The organism is Bifidobacterium sp. LH_417 (assembly GCF_056357035.1).
In genome coordinates this window covers 1-20,024 of the sequence record NZ_JBKEVI010000010.1, presented here as the reverse complement: position 1 = coordinate 20,024, position 20,024 = coordinate 1, and the positions used below count along the sequence as shown (strand labels likewise).

At 64.7% G+C, this 20,024-nt stretch carries 13 protein-coding genes and 1 rRNA gene; 12 read left to right on the top strand and 2 right to left on the bottom strand.

The genetic code is table 11. From position 1 onward, the window contains the following. The first annotated feature begins 1,934 nt into the window (after positions 1–1,934). The 6 genes from AC1AYR_RS07140 to AC1AYR_RS07115 all read left to right on the top strand — a co-directional run bounded on the left by AC1AYR_RS07140 (position 1,935) and on the right by AC1AYR_RS07115 (position 9,753). Positions 1,935–2,753: a hypothetical protein gene (locus AC1AYR_RS07140; RefSeq protein ID WP_476555152.1), complete on the top strand. Its 819-nt coding sequence runs from the start codon at positions 1,935–1,937 to the stop codon at positions 2,751–2,753. Then, positions 2,750–3,430, top strand: coding sequence for an alpha/beta hydrolase (locus AC1AYR_RS07135; RefSeq protein ID WP_476512103.1), 681 nt, complete (start codon positions 2,750–2,752; stop codon positions 3,428–3,430). Before AC1AYR_RS07140 ends, AC1AYR_RS07135 begins: the two co-directional genes overlap by 4 nt. A 59-nt stretch (positions 3,431–3,489) precedes the next feature. Further along, positions 3,490–4,413 (top strand): sulfite exporter TauE/SafE family protein, encoded by a 924-nt coding sequence (locus AC1AYR_RS07130; protein WP_476512102.1) that lies wholly within the window; start codon positions 3,490–3,492, stop codon positions 4,411–4,413. A 167-nt stretch (positions 4,414–4,580) separates the two neighbouring features. Continuing rightward, positions 4,581–6,653, top strand: coding sequence for a Na+/H+ antiporter (locus tag AC1AYR_RS07125; protein WP_476512101.1), 2,073 nt, complete (start codon positions 4,581–4,583; stop codon positions 6,651–6,653). A gap of 10 nt (positions 6,654–6,663) precedes the next feature. After that, positions 6,664–7,116 carry a nucleoside deaminase gene (locus AC1AYR_RS07120; RefSeq protein WP_476512100.1) on the top strand — a complete coding sequence of 151 codons (453 nt, stop codon included), beginning with the start codon at positions 6,664–6,666 and terminating at the stop codon, positions 7,114–7,116. A 198-nt stretch (positions 7,117–7,314) separates the two neighbouring features. Then, complete coding sequence (locus tag AC1AYR_RS07115) at positions 7,315–9,753, top strand: alpha-galactosidase (protein WP_476512099.1); 2,439 nt, start codon at positions 7,315–7,317, stop codon at positions 9,751–9,753. A 176-nt stretch (positions 9,754–9,929) separates the two neighbouring features. Here the strand turns inward: AC1AYR_RS07115 and AC1AYR_RS07110 are convergent, their stop codons facing one another. Then, on the bottom strand, positions 9,930–11,093 hold the full coding sequence (locus tag AC1AYR_RS07110; protein ID WP_476512154.1) for an ROK family transcriptional regulator: 1,164 nt from the start codon (positions 11,091–11,093) through the stop codon (positions 9,930–9,932). Between the two features lie 368 nt (positions 11,094–11,461). Between AC1AYR_RS07110 and AC1AYR_RS07105 the strand changes: the two genes are divergently transcribed. The 5 genes from AC1AYR_RS07105 (at position 11,462) to ilvA (ending at position 18,038) form a co-directional block, all read left to right on the top strand. Then, complete coding sequence (locus tag AC1AYR_RS07105; protein ID WP_420796383.1) at positions 11,462–12,784, top strand: ABC transporter substrate-binding protein; 1,323 nt, start codon at positions 11,462–11,464, stop codon at positions 12,782–12,784. Positions 12,785–12,801: 17 nt separating this feature from the next. Then, a complete protein-coding gene (locus AC1AYR_RS07100; protein WP_034525736.1) occupies positions 12,802–13,731 on the top strand; it encodes a carbohydrate ABC transporter permease in 930 nt (309 codons plus the stop codon). 5 nt (positions 13,732–13,736) lie between these two features. Next, positions 13,737–14,621 carry a carbohydrate ABC transporter permease gene (locus tag AC1AYR_RS07095; protein WP_034525738.1) on the top strand — a complete coding sequence of 295 codons (885 nt, stop codon included), beginning with the start codon at positions 13,737–13,739 and terminating at the stop codon, positions 14,619–14,621. Positions 14,622–14,829: 208 nt separating this feature from the next. Then, a complete protein-coding gene (locus tag AC1AYR_RS07090) occupies positions 14,830–16,668 on the top strand; it encodes a glycoside hydrolase family 13 protein (RefSeq protein WP_476512098.1) in 1,839 nt (612 codons plus the stop codon). Positions 16,669–16,772: 104 nt separating this feature from the next. After that, positions 16,773–18,038, top strand: coding sequence for a threonine ammonia-lyase (gene ilvA / locus AC1AYR_RS07085; protein WP_476503259.1), 1,266 nt, complete (start codon positions 16,773–16,775; stop codon positions 18,036–18,038). A gap of 218 nt (positions 18,039–18,256) precedes the next feature. On the opposite strand, the gene AC1AYR_RS07080 is transcribed toward ilvA, so the two are convergent. After that, positions 18,257–19,012, bottom strand: coding sequence for a Sir2 family NAD-dependent protein deacetylase (locus AC1AYR_RS07080; protein WP_476512097.1), 756 nt, complete (start codon positions 19,010–19,012; stop codon positions 18,257–18,259). A gap of 703 nt (positions 19,013–19,715) precedes the next feature. Between AC1AYR_RS07080 and AC1AYR_RS07075 the strand changes: the two genes are divergently transcribed. Beyond that, positions 19,716–20,024, top strand: a 16S ribosomal RNA gene (locus tag AC1AYR_RS07075); the annotation flags it as partial.

Here is a 20,024-nt window from a genome sequence, read left to right as displayed (position 1 = left end):
CCGCCTTCTTATCTTCCTCCTGCTGGCGGGAGGTGGCGCGTAGCGTCGGAGGGTGGTTTGCGATGGTGCGTTGCCGTTGTGTTCGGTTGATGCCGGTGGTGTCGTTGGCGTAACCACCCCCACCCGGCTCACGCCGGGAGCCCCCGCCGGCGGGACGAAGAGATCGCGGTGCGGTAGGTGGGAGGTGGCGTGCAACGCCGGAAGGTAGTCGCGAGCTGGAAGTGCCGTAGCATCGGATCAGGTGGCACGGCCCTCTTCTCTCCCTCCCGCTGGCGGGAGGTGGCGCGTAGCGTCGGAGGGTGGTTTGCGATGGTGCGTTGCCGTTGTGTTCGGTTGATGCCGGTGGTGTCGTTGGCGTAACCACCCCCACCCGGCTCACGCCGGGAGCCCCCCGCCGGCGGGGGCGAAGAGATTGCGGTGCCGGAGGGTGGTCGTGGCTGGAGGCGCCGTGGTGTCGGGCCATGCGGTCGCAGCCTTCGTATCTTCCTCCCGCTGGCGGGAGGTGGCGCGCAGCGCCGGAGGGTGGTCGCGGATTGGAATCCGATGCGTCCGCCAGCATGAGGCTGGCCGTTTCGGGCGCGGGGCCGGCCGTTTGCAGACGTGGGCCGGCTGGTCGTTCAGACGTGGGCCGGCCGTTTCAGGGTACGTGCGGCGGGCGCGTGCGGCGCGCGGCTCCCCATACCCCGCTTCCCGCACCTTATGTCCCATACTCTGCGTCCTACGTCCCGTGTCCCGGACGGGGCTGCTCCACAACACGTGCCGGAGAGCCTGTTGTGGAGCGGCCTCCCGCCGCGACCCCCGCGAAAACCCCTGTTTTCGGTGTCCCGACCTGTAAAGTGCGCCACAACTCCCAGGAATCCCGGATTCCGCTCCTGTTGTGGAGCGGGACTGCTCCACAACATCCGCCGGTATCGTTCCCACCACGAGTCGTGGAGCAGAAGGACCCCCATAACGCGCCACAACTCCCACGAACCGCCTTCCACAACCGTGTTGTGGCGCACCACCGTGCCACAACACGATTCCCGCACAGCGTTGTGGAGCACAGGGATATCCCCAGGTTCGAAGGCCGGCCTCCCGCATCACCCCGGGAGGTCGCTCCCAGCCCGGCCGCCCATCCCTAGCGTCAGAAATCCCGGACGAAGCCGCTCATCTCCGGGATATGTGACGCTGGGAGAGACTGAGCGTCACAAATCCCGGACGACGGGGCCGTTCTCCCGAATCCGGGACGCTGAGAAGGGCTCAGCATCCCAAAATCCGGACGAAGCCGCTCATCTCCGGGATATATGACGCTGGGAATGACTCAGCGTCACAAATCCCGGACGACGGGGCCGTTCTCCCGAATCTGGGACGCTGGGAATGACTCAGCGTCAGGAATCCCGGATGAAGCCATTCGTTTCCCGAATCTGGGACGCTGGGAGAACCACCCAACGTGTGCCGTCCTCCGATTCTCAGAAATCTCACAGGCAAACACATCGGTAAACCCAGAATCACATGGTTATCTATGAACTGTCAACGAAAGCTGGCATGGAGCGCAAGCCCCGAAAACTGAACCTTTCTTCTTCTCTCTCCTTTCTCTGGCCCCGGTGGTTCCCGCCACCGGGGTTTTCCTTTGCCGAAAGGGCGGGCTATAGGCCCAATTGTGTGTCTGGTGGTCGAGTCGTTCGACTGCCATGCCCGGCCCGAACCGTGCATAAACCATGCCGAAACCGTGACCCGGAACCGCACCACACCGCGGTAGACTGGACGAGGCGGGCGATGGGTGCCCGGCACAAGGCGGTACATGGCAGACGTCGGCACGAAGGGGAAACGACATGCAGGACGAGGAATACGATTTCTTCGAGGGAAGAGACGAGCGACGGCGGGACAGACGGCGGAATCGGCCGCGAGGACGGTCGGCATCCCAGTCACCGCAATCTGCCACACCTCCCGTGCCGATGCCGCCCGGTACGCGCATCGGCCGCACCCACGAATCCACCTTCCGTGCCGGTCATCGCCCCGGCGGCGTCAGTCGCACGGTCGCCGCGATCGCGCTGCTCACCGGGCTGCTTGCCGTCGCGTTCGGTGCCGCCTCCGCCGCGCACGAACTCGCCCCCGCGTATCTCGATCCGGACGGCAAGGTGCCCGGTCGCCTCATCGCCGGCACCTGCGCCGCCCTTATCGCCGTCACGTTCATTCTCGTCATCATCGCGCGCGCGACGACGCCGCGACGTTCCAGCCGTCGTGGCGTCGCGTCCGGCGGCATCATCACGTTCGTGCTCGCGGCGCTGCTGCTCGCACTCGGCGTGGTCGTCGGCGTGCTGTTCCCGCTCGGCCTGATCCGTCCCGTCGTGCGCGACGAGGCGCCGGTCGGCAGTGACGACAACATGAAATTCGGCATCGAACGCGTCACCGGCACCTGCACGGACGGCTGGAACGACATCGACGTCGCCGGTTATCCGGGCGTCGACAGCGCGTCGGTCTGCGTCACGACGCGCGTCGCGTACGTCACGTTCGACTCCGACGTTGCTGCGCACACGTATGCCGGCGCGATTACGTCGACGATCACCGGGCTGCTGGAGGAACATGCGGACGACGCGCGCGCGCAAGGCGATTGGCGCACGCTCGGCACCGGACAGTGGATCGCGTTCGGCAGCGAAAAGAACATGACGATACTGCAACGCGAATGGGGTGGTACGCTCACCACCGTGAACACCACGCAATCATCCGGCGACGATTCCGGCGACTCTTCGGGCGACGAGGCGCAACCATCATGACCGTTGATCTGACCATCGCCCAATACTCGCGCGGCGGAGGCGCCACGCACCCCACGCACCCGCTGTTCCTCTGCCTGCACGGATGGGGATCGAACGAGATGGAACTCGCCGACCTCATGCGTCAGATCGCGCCATACAACGATTTCGCGAGCCTGCGCGGGCCGATTCGTCTCGCCGCCGGAAACACGTATTCGCCCGGCGCGTTCGCCTGGTTCGGCGAACAGGTGCCGTTCGGCGAGGATCTCGACCGTGCCGCCTACGAGATGGCTCAATCGATTGACCGATGGGTGACGAACAATCTGCCGGACGAGCGGGAGGTCGTGCCGCTCGGATTCGCACAGGGCGGGCTGCTCGCGGTCCATCTGCTGCGCGTCAACCCGAAACGGTACCGGGCCGTCATCTCGCTGTCCGGGTACATCGCGCCGGGGCTTGTGCCCGGCACCGCGCCCGCCGACGGGCTCATCGAACGCTACAACATCCCCGTGTTCTACACGTATGGCAAGAACGACGAGGTTGTGCCGAAGTACGAACTGTTCGCCGCACAGGCGTGGCTCAACGAACGTACGTGGCTTACCACGAAGAGCTATCGTGCGCTCGACCACAACGTGAGTCTCGAAGAGCTCGCCGACCTGCGCGAATGGCTGCTCGGCCACGACATCACGTCCGGTGTGCTGTGACCGTACAACAAGTGGAAACCGGCCGGTCTCGCTCGTCTCATCGCGCTTAGAGTGACGGTATGAACGCGAACGCAGCAACAGACGCCAAACGATCCCATGCCGGCGCGCCGGCGGCAGCCGGTAGCGCCGCAGCGGGGGCCTCGGCCTCCACGGTTTCCGCCGCTCCGACCTCCGTCCCTTCGGCATCCGCCTTGGACGAGAACCATCTCGACGAATCCCCACGCGGCCTCGTCATCATGGCCGTGGTGGGCGTGGCCGTCGGCATTCTGTCCGGATTGTTCGGCATTGGCGGCGGCACCGTCATCGTGCCGGCGCTCGTCTGGCTCGGACTCACGCAGCGCCACGCGGCCGCCACATCGATGATGGCGATCGTACCCACCGCCGTCTCCGGCGTCGTTTCCTACGCGTTCGAAAGCGACGTGGATTGGATCGCCGCGCTCATCGTGTTCGGTGGCATGTTCGTCGGTGGTCAGATCGGCTCATGGCTGCTGTCCAAGCTGCCCGAACTCGTGCTGCGGTGGGCGTTCGTCGTGTTCCTCCTGTTCGTCATGGTCAATCAGGCCATGTCGAACCCGTCGCGTGATTCGCGCATCGTGATGAGCGTCGGCACGGTGATCGGCCTCGTCGCGTTCGGCGTGATCGCCGGCATTCTGGCCGGTCTGCTCGGCATCGGCGGCGGCGCGATCTGCGTGCCCGCATTGTCGATCCTCTTCGGCGCGAGCGACCTGATCGCGCGCGGCACGTCGTTGCTCGCCATGTTCCCGAACGCGATCACCACGTCCATCGCGAACACGCGCCGGCATCTCGTGCACGTGAAGGCGGCGGCGGTGATCGGCGTCGTCGCCGCGCTCACTGCGCCGCTCGGCACGTGGATGGCGGCCGCGGTCACGCCGCGCGCCGGCGCGATCATGTTCACCGTGTATCTGGGCGTCCTGCTCGTGCGTTCCGTGTTCGTCGCGATGAAGGCGACGCGCGTACGCTGAACTCGTACGCCGCACGCGCGTCATTCCGTACGCGCGTCATTCCGTACGCGCGTCATTCCGTACGCGCGTCACGCTGAACGCGCGTCACGCCGCACGCGAAATATGATTTCCCCACCCGTTTTCTATACTCGTGACAGCGCAGAGAAGGCGGGAGGAACCGGAATACCATGGATGTACTCGAACTGATTCTATGCATCATCGCAGCGGTGGTGCTGTCGTCGTTCCTCAGTCGATTCATCCCGAAAGTGTCCACGCCGCTCGTGCAGATCGTGCTCGGCGCCGCCATGACGCTCCTGCCGTTCTTCCCCAACGTCGAACTCAATCCTGAAGTGTTCATGGTGCTGTTCATCGCGCCGCTGCTCTATCTGGAAGCGCACGAGATCGACAAGTCGGAACTGCTCAAGACGCTCAAGCTCAGCCTGTCGCTCGCCATCGGCCTCGCCATCGCGACGATGGCCGCGGTCGGATTCATCCTCAACGCGATATGGCCCGTGATTCCATTGGCGGCGACACTCGCGCTCGGCGCGGCGCTCGGACCCACCGATGCGGTCGCCGTCAGCTCGCTCGGCCGTGAGGCGTCGCTCACCGCGCGCCAACGCGGCGTGCTCAAAGGCGAATCATTGTTCAACGACGCATCCGGCATCGTCGGCTTCCAGTTCGCGCTCGAAGCGGCCGTGACCGGCAGATTCGCCGTTGGCGAGGCGGCCGGCGACTTCGTCGTCTCGTTCATCGGCGGCACGCTGTTCGGTCTGGCCGTCGGCATGGTCGCCAACTGGCTGTTCGAGACGATCCGGTCGCTCGGCTGGGAGACCACCACCACGCGCATCCTCATGGAACTGTTCCTGCCGTTCCTGCTGTATCTGGGCGCGGAGGAGATCCACGTCTCCGGCATCCTCGCCGTCGTAGCCGCCGGACTGTTCATCCGATTCGACCACACCGGCATCGGTCCGAACGTGGCACGCACCAACATCGTCGCGTCCAGCGTGTGGGGCGTGCTCTCGTTCACGCTCAACGGCGCCGTGTTCATCCTGCTCGGCATGCTGCTGCCCGGTGCGATGACCGCCAGCTGGTCCGACCCGTGGGTGAGCAACAAGCTGCTCATCGGCATGATTCTGCTCGTCACTGGCGTGGTCATCGTGTTGAGGTTCATCTGGGTGTCCGCGATGCTGCGCATCGCTCGCGACGTCGCCACCGGCAAACGTCGCAGGATGACGACGGAACGTTGGCGGTCCGCCGCGGTGATGACGTTCGGCGGCGCCAAAGGCACCATCACCCTGTCGTTGATGTTCACCATCCCGTACTACATCGCCGCCGGCACACAGTTCCCGATGCGCGACGAACTCATCTTCATTGCGTCCGGCGTGATCATCGTGACGCTGTTGCTCGCCAACTTCCTCCTGCCGCTGCTCGCTCCCAACCGCAACAAGGACGCCAGCAACGAGCTCAACGAGATCACCATCGAAGTGCTGCGCCGGACCGTCGAGGAACTCACTGGACGCATCACGCCCGACAACCGTCGCGCGGTGCTTATGGTCATCGACTCGTATACGAAGCGCATCAGCCGTTTGAAGCATCGTCTCGGCGCCATCGACCCGCAGGGCTACGGCGAGCTGCAGATTCAGGCGCTCAAATGGGAGAAGCAGTTCGTGCGTGACCGTCTCGCCGACATCAAGGCGCATCCCGATCCGGACAAGGCGGTGCAGGAGCTCAATGTCGAAGTGTGCGAACGCATGCTCGACCAGATCATGAACACGCTGCGCCATACGACCGCCGGTCCGGAGACCGGACGACTCGGCTGGCAGCTCAAGGGGCGTCTGCGCGGATGGTGGCACCGCACGACGAACCTCGCCAAACGCACCATCAACAAGATCCGCCGCACCACGCCGCTGGTGAGCGAAGACCAGATCTTCGCCCATACGCGGGTGCTGCAGGTCGCGGCCATCGACCATGTGATCGACAAGCTCGGCGAGGAGATGAGCTACGACCGGTACAACACGGAGTTCTGCTCGGCGCTGATCCTCGACTACCGTCGCGCGGAAGCATCGCTCAAGGCCCGTCCGAACGTGGAGGGCAACGCCGTGGCGCTCGGGCAGGCCGACGAGATCAAGAAGCAGAGCTACGCGATTGAGCTCGGCATCGTGCAGGACATGCTCGAAGCCGGCGACATCTCCCGCTCCCAGGCCCGTGAGCTCCGCCGCAACGTCTACGTCATGCAGGTCGACGCCGATTCCGGCATCTGATGGGGGCGGTATGCGATACGACAAGGAGATGGGGGAGGCGCTCGCGCTGGCCCGTCGCGCGGGCGACGCCGGCGACGTGCCGGTCGGCGCGTTGGTGATCGACACGGCGACCGGCGCAATCATCGGCCGGGGGTTCAATACGCGTGAAGTGGACGGCGATCCGCTCGCCCACGCCGAAATCATCGCGATGCGTGAGGCCGCCGCATCCCGCGGCGATTGGAACCTCGCTGACTGCACGCTCGTCGTCACGCTCGAACCATGCCCGATGTGCGCGGGGGCGTGCCTCCAGACCCGCATCGGCACCATCGTGTTCGGGGCGTGGGATGCGAAGCTCGGTGCCTGCGGGTCGGTCTGGGACATTCCCCGCGATCCGCACGTCGGACACGAACCGGAGGTCCACGGCGGCGTGCGCGAACCCGAATGCGCGGCGCTCCTCGCCGGCTTCTTCGCGGGTCGCCGCTGAACCGCACCGAACGCGTCGATTCCGTATTGTTTCCAGCAGCTGTGAACACTCGGGAGGATGGAAAGAAAAGACGCCTGGTCTACCATCGGGTATCAGACGACCGTTGTGAGCCCTCACGGCCCCGCGACCTCTCATGGATGCGGTCCGCCTCCATGGAATCGCAACGGGCTACGTAACCGTACCGCAAGGAGACCAGCAATGACGCGTATCGCACGATTCACGGGAACCGCCGCCGACGGCACCCCGATCACCCTCATCTACGCCGAGCAGACCGGAACCGAGAAGACCGGAACCGCGCATACCGGCACCGAGCAGGCCGGCACCGCGCACGAATCCGCGGCGCACCTCGCCCCGAACGCCCCCGTCGCGTTCGCGCTCGCCTTCCCCGGCGACGAGCTGCCGCGCTTCGTGCATTGGGGCAAGCCGGTCGCCGCGCCCGAAACCCTCGTCAGCCAGGTCGACGCCCTCAGGCCCCAGCGCGTGTCCGGCGCGCTCGACGAGACCATGTGGCCGTCGATCCTGCCCACGCAAAGCGAATCGTGGATCGGTCAGAAGCGTTTCGAAGTGCGCCGCGCCGGCATCGAACTGTTCCCGCGCTTCACCGTCACCGGCATTGAGACGACGCTCGACGCCCGTCCCGCGCTCGACGTGACGCAGGCCGTCGACGCCCCCGAATCCACGCCCGCCGAAGCGCGTGTGGACGCGCCGGTCGTGACCGTCGAGACTCCGGTCATCACCGTCACCGCCGACGATGCCGCACAGGGCGTGCGTCTCGTCTGGACCGTCGAACTGCTGCACGGCGGCCTCATTCGCCAACGTGCGCAGGTCACCAACCTCGCCGATACGGCGGACATGCCGCTCGAAATCGGCAAAGTCGAGCTCGGCTTCCCGCTGCCCGCCGTCGCCACCGAGATTCTCACCACCACCGGCCATCATCTGCGCGAACGCAGCCCGCAGCGCCAGCCGCTCACCGTCGGCCGGTTCGAGAAGGTCTCGATGGCCGGACGCCCCGACTTCGACGCGAGCCTCCTGCTCACCGCCGGCACGCCCGGCTTCGGCTTCGAGCACGGCGAAGTCTACGCCGTGCACGTCGGCTGGAGCGGCAACAGCGTGCTCGCCGCCGAACGCCAGCCGTACACGGACGGCGTGATCGGCGGCGGCGAAATCCTGTTCGGCGGCGAAGTCACGTTGCGTGGCGGCGCGACCGGCGCGTCCGGCGCGGCTCCCGCCGCGACCGCCGCGACCGCCGGCGACGCCGCGTACACGACGCCGTGGGTGTACGGCGCGACCGGCGACGGCCTCAACCAGGTCGCCGCGCGCTTCCACACGTACCTGCGCGACCGTCACCCCGAACTCGCGTCCAAGCCGCGCCCGGTCATCCTCAACACGTGGGAGGCCGTCTACTTCCAGCATGATTACGACACGTTGACCGCGCTCGCCGACAAAGCCGCCGAAACCGGCGTCGAGCGGTTCGTCGTCGACGACGGATGGTTCGGCTCCCGCCGCGACGACACGTCCGGACTCGGCGACTGGCAGATCTCGTCCGATGTGTGGCCCGACGGGCCGAAGAGCCTCAAGGCGCTCGCCGACTACGTGCATGGCTTGGGTATGGAGTTCGGCCTGTGGTTCGAGCCGGAGATGGTCAACCCCGATTCTGACGTCTACCGCGCGCACCCGGATTGGGTGCTCAGCCCCACGAAGGATCGTCTGCCGATGCAGGGCCGCTCCCAGCAGGTGCTCGACCTCACCAACCCGGAGGCCTACGCGTACATCTACGGGTGCATGGACAGGCTTGTCGGGGAGCTCGGCATCGACTACATCAAGTGGGACCACAACAAGCTCGTCACCGAGGCCGTCTCGCCGCGTACCGGCCGTCCGGCCGTGCATGCGCAGACGCTCGCCGTCTACCGCATCTTCCGCGACCTCAAAGCCGCGCATCCGGGCCTCGAGATCGAAAGCTGCTCGTCCGGCGGCGGTCGCGTCGACCTCGGCATTCTCGAACTTGCGAGCCGTATCTGGGTGTCCGACTGCGTCGACCCGGTCGAACGCGCCGACATCCAACGCTACACGTCGCTGCTCGTGCCGCCGTGCATGATGGGCGAGCATGTGGGTGCGAGCCCCGCGCACTCCACGCAGCGCGCCACCAGTCAGGAACTGCGCATGGCGATGGCGTTCTACGGTCACATGGGCATCGAATGGAACCTGCTCAAGGAACCGGACGCCGACGTGGCCAAGCTCGCCGCATGGGTCGCCGAGTTCAAGAGGCACCGCGCCTGGTTTGCCGTGGATGCGTGCGTCCACACGGACACCCCCGACCCGGCCGTGCGCGTCGACGGCATGGTCAAGCCGGACCGGACCGCCGCGTTCTACCGGTTCACGCAGCTCACCACCTCGGTCACCTATCCGGCCTCGCCGGTGCGTCTGCCCGGTCTCGACCCGGACGCCGTCTACCGCGTGCAGCCGCTGCACCTCGATCTCGATCTCGCGGCGCTCGGCATCGGCAACGGCCAGTCCCCGCTCGGCTGGTGGACGCCCGACGGCGTCCTCATGACCGGCCGTGCGCTCGCCACCTACGGCCTGCGCCCGCCGAGCCTTCACCCGGCTCAGTCGGTCCTGTTCACCGCCGTGCGGCAGTAGGAACCACCCTCCGTCGCTTCGCGACACCTCCCGCCAGCGGGAGGGGGATGGGGCACGGCGCATGGGTTGTGCCCCCGCCGGCATGGTCTGCGCCCTGCCGGCATGGGTTGTGCCCCCGCCGGCGGGGGCTCCCGGCGTAGCCGGGTGGGGGTGGTCGCCCGGCTGCCACCACCCGATCAGCCGATGTACCGCACGATCGCTCGGGAGGCGGCGGCCTTCGCCCACAGCTGCCAGTCATGGTCGACGACGGTGAACTCGACCTGCGCCGCCTGACTGTGCCGGTAGCGGCGGATCCCGTCGCGCACCGCGTCGATGCCGATGGTCGCGAGGAACGCGGATTCCCCGGCGACCATCACCTTCGACGGCATCGCGATGTTCGCGATCGTCGCGATCAGCGACCCCAGTCGGAAGCACGTGCGGTCCGTCAGTCGCGACGCGAGCGGCATCCCGGCGCGTGCGTCCGCCGCGAAATCCTCGAATGTGCACGGATGCCCGATCATCTGCGCGTACTGTTCCGCGATCGCGTCGTCGGTCAGGCATTGCGCGCACCCGATGTGCCCGGACGTGCAGCGCGGCCCCTCCGGGTCGATGAGCACGTGGCCGAGCAGGCCGTAGCTTTTATCCGGATACGTGACCGGCTCGCCGCGCACCGCGAGCGAATAGCCGACGCCCACGCCGATCGTGAGCACGGCGAACGCCTCCAATCCCACGCCCGGACCGAACCAGCTCGCGTCGACGAGCAGCGCATCGATGTCGTTGTACACGGTGCACGGCAGTCCCGTCGCCTCCTCCAGCATCGCGGCGAGCGGCACGTCGTGATCCCAGCGCAGGAATGGCGCGAACGTGACGTCGCGTTCGTCGCGCACGTGGCCGCCGACCGCCACGCCCACCGCCGTCGGCGTGGGCAGTGGCGTTCCGGCCACGTCGTCGCGGCACTCGCGTACGAGCGTCGCGAGTGCCGCCGTCACCTGCTGCGGCGAGCGTCCGGGGAACGCGCGTTCGTGACGTGACGATACGACTTCGCCGTGCGCGTTGACGACGGCCGCGATCGCCGACGCGCCTTGCGCCTTGATGCCGATGAACGTGCGTGCGTCCGCGCGCAGACGCAATGCGGTCTGCGGACGGCCGCGTCGCGTCGCGCCTTCCTTCGTTTTCGGCGTGAATCCCTGCGGCAGCGGTCCAGTGGTGACGGCGTCGCCGGGAATCTCCTCGATGACTCCCGCGTAGATCAGATCGCTGGTGATGCGCGACATGGCTCCTTGCGACAATCCCAGCATCTGCGCGAGCGTGGTGCGCGCGATCGGCCCGTATTTCGCGATGGCGCGCGCCACCCGATGCATGTATTCGGATCCTTCGAACCATCGGGGGAAGTCCTGTGCGTCCGTGTGTGTGCTCGTATGCGCGTTCGCATGAGCGTTCGCATGTTCGGCATCCTGCGATTGCATGGTTCTTCCCGTTCCGTCGACCATGACACCATCCTTCCGGGAGATTCGCCGGATACCTTCCGACATGGGCCGTGCGCGCCGGCGCGTGCCAGGCGCGGACCGGTCCGAATTCCATTCCTAGGATACATAAATCGAGTGGGTTTAGTTTCCAGCGGCGATGGACTCGCTCGCGCTTGGAATGAAAAACCTCGAACCGTATCGTTGGGGGCATGCCCGGCGGCATTGAAGCCGCAGGAGTCAGAGAACAGTTAAGGAGTCTACGAATGAAGTGCGATTCCCCCAATCCGAATGTGGAATCGATGCGTTCGTCGCGTCTGCCGCGTCCACTGCGCATGGTGGCCACTCGTCTTGCCGCGGCCATCTGCGCGATCGCGGTCGGCGTCGGACTGGCCGGTTGTGGTGCGAACACCGCCGGCACCATCACGCTTGATTTCTTCCAATTCAAGTCCGAGGCGGCCGACTGGTTCAAGCAGGCCGCGACGGAGTTCGAACAGGAAAATCCGACCATCAAGATCAACATCAACAACTCCGCCAATGCGCAGACCGACCTGCGCACCAGGTTCGTGAAGAACCGTGTGCCCGATGTCATCACGTTCAACGGCGACATCAGCTTCGGCAACTTCGCCGCATCCGGCGTCTTCTATGACTTCACCGACGAGCCGATCGTCGAGAGGCTCAACCCCGGCATGGTGAACATCGCGAAGAACCTCGTGCAGACCACCGACCAGTCGAAGAAGCGCCTGTATGGTCTGCCGTTCGCCGGCAACGCTTCCGGCTACATCTACAACAAGGCGATTTGGCGCAAGGCCGGTATCGATCCGGAGAATCCGCCGACCACGTGGAGCGAGTTCACCGCGATGCTGCAGAAGTTCCGCGAGCAGGGCATCAACCCGGTCGAGGCCACCGTCGCCGACGCGTGGACCACGCAGGCGCCGCTCGCCTCCCTCGCCGGCACGCTCGTGCGTGAAAGCGAGTACACGGACCTCAAGCAGGGGACGACGAACTTCCAGAAGATGTGGAAGGAGACGGTGACCAAGGAGGTGGAGCTCTTCAAGTACGCCGACGGCGACAAGGGCATCACCTATCAGCAGGGTACACAGAACTTCGCCAAGGGCTCCGCGGCGATCATCCCGCTCGGCACCTACGCGATTCCGCAGATTCTCATGATCAACAAGAATGCCGACTTGGGATTCGCGCAGATGCCCGCCACCGATGATGCTGACGAGCAGATCCTCACCGCCGGCGACGACGTGATGATCACGATGGGCGCCACCACCAAGCACAAGGCCGAGGCGATGAAGTTCATCGAATTCCTGATGAGTGAGAAGACGCTCAACGACTACGCCGACGCGAATTCCGCCATCACCCCGCTCAAGAAGACGCACTTCGGCAACAAGGCCCTTGAAACCGTGCGCCCGTTCTTCGAGAAGAACAAGGTCGCCGACTTCTGCGACCACTACATCCCGTCCTCGATCAACATCGGCGGCTACCTGCAGACGATGGTGACCAGCGGCAACACGAACCGCTTCCTGAACCAGATGCAGACCGAATGGGACAAGGTCCAGGCCAGGACCTTCACGAACTGAAAGGAAGGAGAGGGATCATGACAACCGCAACGAAACCCGCCACCGCCTCACAGGCGAAGCCCGCGAGGAAGCGCTCCGCGTTCTCCGACCGCAAGGTCGACCGCGCCTTCTACTGGATGGCCGTGCCCGCCGCGATCATCTTCGCGATCTTCCTGTACGTGCCGTTCCTGCAGGGCGTGATGTACTCGTTCACCAACTCGCAGGGCTACGGCGACTACGACTTCATCGGCATCAAGAACTACATCGCCCTGTTCCAGGACAACCGCGTGGGCCACGCCTACCTGTTCACGTTCCTCATCGCCGTGGCGATCACCATCCTCATCAACGTCATCGCGATGTTCATCGCGGTCGCGCTGAACGGCAAGATCGCGTTCAAGAACGGCTTCCGCGCGATCTTCTTCGTGCCCTACACCCTGTCCGTGCTGGTCATCGGCTACGTGTTCAAGTACATCTTCATGAACCCGCTGCCGGCGCTCGGCAAGGCGCTCGGCATCGGCTGGCTGTCCGAGTCGCTGATCACCAGCGAGCAGTACTCGTGGGTGCCGATCGTCTTCCTCGCCGTGTGGCAGGGCGTCGCCTACTCCGTGCTACTCTACCTCGCCGGTCTGCAGACGATCGACGACGAGATCTACGAGGCCGCCGCGCTCGACGGCGTCAACGCCTGGCAGAAGTTCTGGAAGATCACCTTCCCGCTGATCGGACCGTTCTTCACCATCAACCTCGTCCTGTCCATGAAGAACGCGCTCGGCACGTTCGACCAGGTGGTCGCCCTGACCGACGGCGGTCCGAACTCCGCCACCGAGACCGTGACCTATCTCATCTGGAAGGGCGGCCTGACCGGTGGCGAGTACGCGTACCAGACCGCTAACGCCGTGCTCTTCTTCATCGTCCTCGCGATCATCGCGTTCATCCAGCTCAAGTTCTTCGGCAGCAAGGAAAAGGTGTGAGTGTCATGAGTGCCGCAGTGTCTGAATCCGCCGTCAAGTCGGGTGCCCAGTCGGGTGCCCAGTCCGAGAAGTTCCGCAAGGACCACAACATCAACTGGTGGCTCACGGCCGCCGTCGCGGTCCTGTCCCTGACGATCTTGATCCCGCTCTACTTCACGATCGTCACCGCGCTGAAGACCCCCGCCGAGGCCGGCACGTTCTCGCTGCCGACCACGTGGGAGTGGCACAATTTCGCCGACGCGTCCGCCAAGGTCAACTATCCGAAGGCCGCGCTCAACTCGGCGATCATCACCGTCGCCGCCGTCGTGCTGACCCTTCTGACCAACACGTTCGTCGCGTATGCGGTGGCCCGCAACATGGACAAGCGGTTCTTCCGCTTCCTGTACTACTTCTTCATCGCGGCCATGTTCGTGCCGTTCCCGGTCGTCATGCTGCCGATCGCCAAGCAGATGGGTTCGTGGCATCTCGACAATCAGGTCGGCCTGATCCTGCTGTACATGGTGCTGGGTCTTGGCACGAACCTGTTCATCGCGACGGGCTTCATCCGGTCGATTCCGGTTTCGCTTGAGGAAGCCGCGCGCATCGACGGTGCCGGCACGTGGCGCATCTTCTGGAAGATCATCTTCCCGCTGATGAGCCCGATCAACGCCACGATCGCCATCACCACCGCGCTGTGGGCGTGGAACGACTTCCTTCTGCCGCTCATCGTCCTGACCGACCAGTCCAACCAGACGATCCCGCTGGCTCAGTACGTCTTCAGCTCCCAGTTCGCCACCAACTATCCGATGGCCTTCTCCAGCTACCTGATGGCCATGGCTCCGATCATCATCGTCTACATCTTCGCCCAGAAGTGGGTAATCGGTGGCGTGATGCGTGGAGCGGTCAAGTAGCGGAGAACCCGCAATCGAAGGGTGTCGGGAGTGGACGACGCCTCAGACCACGATGACCTCTCGCCGACTTCTTCGGCGAGAGGTCATCGTCGTATGAAACGCCCCTTCGCTATTTCTTTCCGCCGCGCCCGGAAGACTTTCCGATGGGAATGAAAATCGTGGAATCCTATCCTGTTCGGTAGGAACGCAACCTACCAAGGAGTCGACGATGACCGCTTTCAACCGTGAGAACCTACCCGACGCCATCCGCACGAACGGCGCCACCCCGAACCCGTGGTGGACGAACGCCGTGGTCTACCAGATCTACCCGCGCTCGTTCCAGGACACGAACGGCGACGGCTTCGGCGATCTCAAGGGCATCACCTCGCGCCTCGACTATCTCGCCGACCTCGGCGTCGACGTGCTGTGGCTCTCCCCGGTCTACAAGTCCCCGCAGGACGACAACGGCTACGACATCTCCGACTATCGCGACATCGACCCGCTGTTCGGCACGCTCGACGACATGGACGAGCTGCTCGCCGAAGCGCACAAGCGCGGTCTCAAGATCGTGATGGACCTCGTCGTCAACCACACCTCCGACGAGCACGCGTGGTTCGAAGCCTCGAAGGACAAGGACGACCCACACGCCGACTGGTACTGGTGGCGTCCCGCGCGTCCGGGCTTCGAGCCCGGCACGCCCGGCGCCGAACCGAACCAGTGGGGCTCCTACTTCGGCGGCTCCGCATGGGAGTACTGCCCGGAACGCGGCGAATACTACCTGCACCAGTTCTCGAAGAAACAGCCCGACCTCAACTGGGAGAACCCGGCTGTGCGTCGCGCCGTGTACGACATGATGAACTGGTGGCTCGATCGCGGCATCGACGGTTTCCGCATGGACGTCATCACCCTGATCTCCAAGCGCACCGACGCGGCCGGACGTCTCCCCGGCGAAGCCGGCTCCGAACTCGAGGACCTGCCGGTCGGCGAGGAAGGCTACTCGAACCCGAACCCGTTCTGCGCGGACGGCCCGCGGCAGGACGAGTTCCTCGCCGAAATGCGCCGCGAGGTGTTCGAAGGGCGCGACGGCTTCATGACCGTCGGCGAGGCGCCGGGCATCACCCCGGAACGCAACGAGCACATCACCAACCCGGCGAACAAGGAACTCGACATGCTCTTCCTCTTCGACCACATGGGCGAAGGCGAAGGGCGCTCCAAGTGGGAGCTCGTCCCGTTCCGCACCCCGTGGCTGCGCGGCGTGCTGGCGAACCAGCAGGCCGCCGTCAGGAACGCCGGCTGGGCCAGCTTGTTCTTCTGCAACCACGACCAGCCGCGCATCGTGTCCCGTTGGGGCGACGACACCAGCGAGGAGGCACGCGTGCGTTCCGCCAAGGCCTTCGGTCTGCTCCTGCACATGCACCGCGGCACCCCGTACGTCTACCAGGGCGAAGAGCTCGGCATGACCAACGCGCACTTCACGTCGCTCGACCAGTACCGGGACCTCGAATCGATCAACGCGTTCCGTCAGCGCGTCGAAGAGGCGAAGATTCAATCCGCCGAATCGATGATGGTGTCGCTGGAACTCATCAGCCGCGACAACGCCCGCACTCCTATGCAGTGGGATGCGTCCAAGTACGCCGGCTTCACCGCGCCCGACGCCCCGACCGAGCCGTGGATCGGCGTCAATCCGAACCATGTCGGCATCAACGCGGCCGCCGAATTCGACGACCCCGACTCCGTGTATGCGTTCTACAAGCGGCTCATTGCGTTGCGGCACGACGATCCGGTCGTCGCGGCTGGCGACTGGACGCTGATCGACGCGGACGACCCGAACGTCTACGCGTTCACGCGTTCGCTCGAAAGCGCACCGGGAGTGGCTGGCGGCACGCTGCTCGTCGCCGTCAACCTGTCTGGCCGCACCGTCGATTTGTCGGCCGAAGCGTATGCCTTGGTCGACAACGGCGTCACCGAGCACGACATCGTGATCAGTACCTATGGCGCGTCCCACGCCGTCGTCTCGCTCGCCAACCGCGAGCTCGACCCGTGGGAAGGCGTCGTCGTGCGGCTCTGACGGTTCTTTGACGGTTCGCCGTCGATTCCTCGTCGATTTCGCGTCGATTCGCTAGGCGGGCACACGGCCATGCTCCGGCCGTGTGCCCGCCTACAATACGCACTATGGAACAGAAAGACGTCCTCAAAGCATTGCAGCGTGACCATGCGGCCGAACTCAAGAAGGCCGCCGAGCGGTTGAAGGGGACCGCGCGCCACACCGAAATCATCCCGTCTCCCGCGCTGAGCGAGATGACCGGACACGAGATTCTGCTCAAGCCGGAGAACCTGCAGGTCACCGGCTCGTTCAAGATCCGCGGCGCGTACAACAAGATCGCCTCCCTCTCCGACGAGGAGCTGGCGCGCGGCATCGTCACCGCCTCCGCCGGCAACCACGCGCAGGGTGTCGCCTACGCGGCGCGCGAACGTGGCGCCAAAGCGACGATCTGCATGCCGACCATCACCCCGCCGCTCAAGGTGGACGCCACCAAGGCGTATGGCGCCGACGTCGTCCTCTACGGCGACGTCTTCGACGAGGCCGCCGCACACGCCGCCGAACTGAGCGAGAAGGAAGGCATGATCTACGTGCCGCCGTTCGACGACTACGAGGTCATCTGCGGCCAGGGCACCATCGGTCTGGAGATCCTCGAAGACGTGCCGAACGTGACCGACGTGGTCGTGCCGCTTGGCGGCGGCGGTCTCGGTGCCGGCGTCGCGCTCGCCATCAAGACGTTCAAGCCGGAAGTGCGCGTGATCGGCGCGATTCCGGAAGGTAGCCCCGCGTGGAAGAACTCGTTCGCCGCAGGCCGAGTCACCGAGGCGGATCAGGTCGTCACCTCCGCCGAGGGCGTCGCCGTCAAGCATCCGGGCGATCTGCCGTATGCGCTGCTCAACGAGTTCCTCGACGATCTCGTCACCGTCACCGAGCGCGACATCAACGAGATGATTCTGCTCATGCTCGAGAAGCACAAGCTGGTCGTCGAGGCGGCAGGTGCGGTGTCGCTCGCCGCGCTCGAACATCTCAACCTGCGTTCGCGCAAGTTCGCCTCCGCTCCCGGCCCGCACGTGGTCGTGCCGATCATGTCCGGCGGCAACATCGACACGGTGACGATGGGCGCGGTCATCCAGAAGGGCATGATCGCCCGCGGCCGCATCATGAACTTCGAGGTGGAGCTGCCGGATACGCCGGGCCAGCTTGTCAAGGTCGCCTCGCTGCTCGCGCGCGAACGCGCCAACGTGATCGCGCTCGACCACGACCAGTTCAAGGCGTCCGGCCACTACACGAACGCGGTGTCGCTCGGCGTGACCGTCGAGACCAACGGCCCCGACCACATCGACCGCATCCTCGCCGCGTTGCGCGCCGAAGGCTTCCAGCCGAAGCGCATCTACTGAGTGCGATTGCGGTTGGGCCGTCGGCTGAGCCGACTGGGGAGAGCTGGCTGGGAGCGATGTCGTTTCTTAGGTAGGTTGGCCGTTTCCTAGGTTCTGTCCGGCTCCATACGCGGAGGGGTGTTGCAACGTGATGGTTGCAACACCCCTCTTGCCGATTCACCTACCTAGGGAACGTCGTATGTACCTAAGAAACGCGTTGATATACGGTCTGCGGTGGTTCAGCTGTTCGCGGCGATCGTTTCGTCGACGAGTTTCGGCAGCGCGACGGCGATGTCGTCGTGGATAAGGCGGTCGGCGAGACGGTCGTACTGCGTGCGGCCCATGTTCATGATGGTGATCGGCACGCCCGCCTGCGCGGCGACCGGCACGATGCTCGCGGCGGGGAACACTTCCAGCGTCGAGCCGATCACCCACAGCTCGTCGGCCTGCGAGGCGAGCTTGTAGGATTTCTCCATCGCACCGTCGGGCAGTGCCTCGCCGAAGTAGACGACGTCCGTCTTGATTATGCCGTTGCAGGGCATGTCACCCTGGTATTTGAGCGTGCGGTGGCAGCGTGGATCCGGCTCCTCGTCAAGACGGGCCATGATGTCCGCCGTGTTGTACTTCGCATGGCATTTCATGCAGTGCGAGGTGCCGATGGTGCCGTGCAGGTTCACGATGATGCTTGGGCTGTTGCCGGCCTTCTCGTGCAGCGCGTCGAAGTTCTGCGTGGCGAGCAACGTGAGCATGCCCGCCTTCTCGAGCTTGACGAGCGCCTTGTGCGCGACGCCCGGCTGCGCGTTCCACACGGGTGATTCCTTCTGCCAGCGCCACGAGTATTCGCGCGCTTCCTTGTCGGTGAGGAACGCATCGATGTCGTAGACGCTCATCTGATCCGGATGCTTGGTCCACACGCCATCCGGACCGCGGAAATCGGGGATTCCGGCGGATGTGGAGATGCCTGCGCCGGTCAGGACTGCGATCTTCTTCGTCATACCTACAGGTATACGCCGGTGGTATGTCCGTTACTCCGTCATTTCCCCCGTGTGTGGTCGTGCTGTTTGATGTTGATGTGCTGTTTGGTGGCGGTGGCGTCGGTATGTGTTGGCGGGCTGTGCGTTTCTCTCCCCTCCCGCTGGCGGGAGGTGGCGCGTAGCGTCGGAGGGTGGTTGGTGGGTTGTGCTGTGGTGGGTGTCGGTTGCTGGTTTGGTGGGTTGTGTTGTGTCGCGTGGTGTTGTGCCGTGGTGGTGTGTGGTTGTTTCCTCCCGCTGGCGGGAGGTGGCGCGTAGCGTCGGTGGGTGGTCTGACGTGGCGGGAGTGGTGTGTGTTGTGTGTGTTCGACACGCCGGTGTTTTGGCTTGTTTTCGGGGGTTTGGGGGTGGTTGTGTGGTGTGTGGTTTGCGTGGTTGTCGGGGTTGGTGTATGTTTGTCTCTTGCTGCCGGTCGGCTTCTGGTTCCTGTTCTTGTGTGGTTCCGGGGTTGGTCGTGTGTGGTGGTTTGAGAACTCAAGAGTGTGTTGTACTACTTACTTCTTTATAGTCAATGATTGCCAGTCCGATTCCCGCTCCGGGTTTTCTTGGAGTCCACGAGGGTGGTTGATGGGGGTCGGGGTTTTTGTGCGAACCGCTTTTCCTTATTAAGTGGTTCCGTCTTTTTTCTTTTTTGAGAGTCGTTTTTCGATTTCTCTTCATGAATTTTTTTGTGGAGGGTTCGATTCTGGCTCAGGATGAACGCTGGCGGCGTGCTTAACACATGCAAGTCGAACGGGATCCTGCCAGCTTGCTGGCGGGTGAGAGTGGCGAACGGGTGAGTAATGCGTGACCGACCTGCCCCGTACTCCGGAATAGCTCCTGGAAACGGGTGGTAATGCCGGATGCTCCAGCATGCTGCATGGTGTGTTGGGAAAGGGTCTTACCGGTACGGGATGGGGTCGCGTCCTATCAGCTTGACGGTGTGGTGATGGCGCACCGTGGCTTCGACGGGTAGCCGGCCTGAGAGGGCGACCGG

Coding starts and splice junctions, on each gene's coding strand:
- AC1AYR_RS07140 (WP_476555152.1), top strand. CDS start 1,935: ATGCCGCCCGGTACGCGCATCGGCCGCACCCACGAATCCACCTTCCGT.
- AC1AYR_RS07120 (WP_476512100.1), top strand. CDS start 6,664: ATGCGATACGACAAGGAGATGGGGGAGGCGCTCGCGCTGGCCCGTCGC.
- ilvA (WP_476503259.1), top strand. CDS start 16,773: ATGGAACAGAAAGACGTCCTCAAAGCATTGCAGCGTGACCATGCGGCC.
- AC1AYR_RS07125 (WP_476512101.1), top strand. CDS start 4,581: ATGGATGTACTCGAACTGATTCTATGCATCATCGCAGCGGTGGTGCTG.
- AC1AYR_RS07115 (WP_476512099.1), top strand. CDS start 7,315: ATGACGCGTATCGCACGATTCACGGGAACCGCCGCCGACGGCACCCCG.
- AC1AYR_RS07135 (WP_476512103.1), top strand. CDS start 2,750: ATGACCGTTGATCTGACCATCGCCCAATACTCGCGCGGCGGAGGCGCC.
- AC1AYR_RS07130 (WP_476512102.1), top strand. CDS start 3,490: ATGAACGCGAACGCAGCAACAGACGCCAAACGATCCCATGCCGGCGCG.
- AC1AYR_RS07095 (WP_034525738.1), top strand. CDS start 13,737: ATGAGTGCCGCAGTGTCTGAATCCGCCGTCAAGTCGGGTGCCCAGTCG.
- AC1AYR_RS07105 (WP_420796383.1), top strand. CDS start 11,462: ATGAAGTGCGATTCCCCCAATCCGAATGTGGAATCGATGCGTTCGTCG.
- AC1AYR_RS07080 (WP_476512097.1), bottom strand. CDS start 19,012: ATGACGAAGAAGATCGCAGTCCTGACCGGCGCAGGCATCTCCACATCC.
- AC1AYR_RS07090 (WP_476512098.1), top strand. CDS start 14,830: ATGACCGCTTTCAACCGTGAGAACCTACCCGACGCCATCCGCACGAAC.
- AC1AYR_RS07100 (WP_034525736.1), top strand. CDS start 12,802: ATGACAACCGCAACGAAACCCGCCACCGCCTCACAGGCGAAGCCCGCG.
- AC1AYR_RS07110 (WP_476512154.1), bottom strand. CDS start 11,093: ATGCATCGGGTGGCGCGCGCCATCGCGAAATACGGGCCGATCGCGCGC.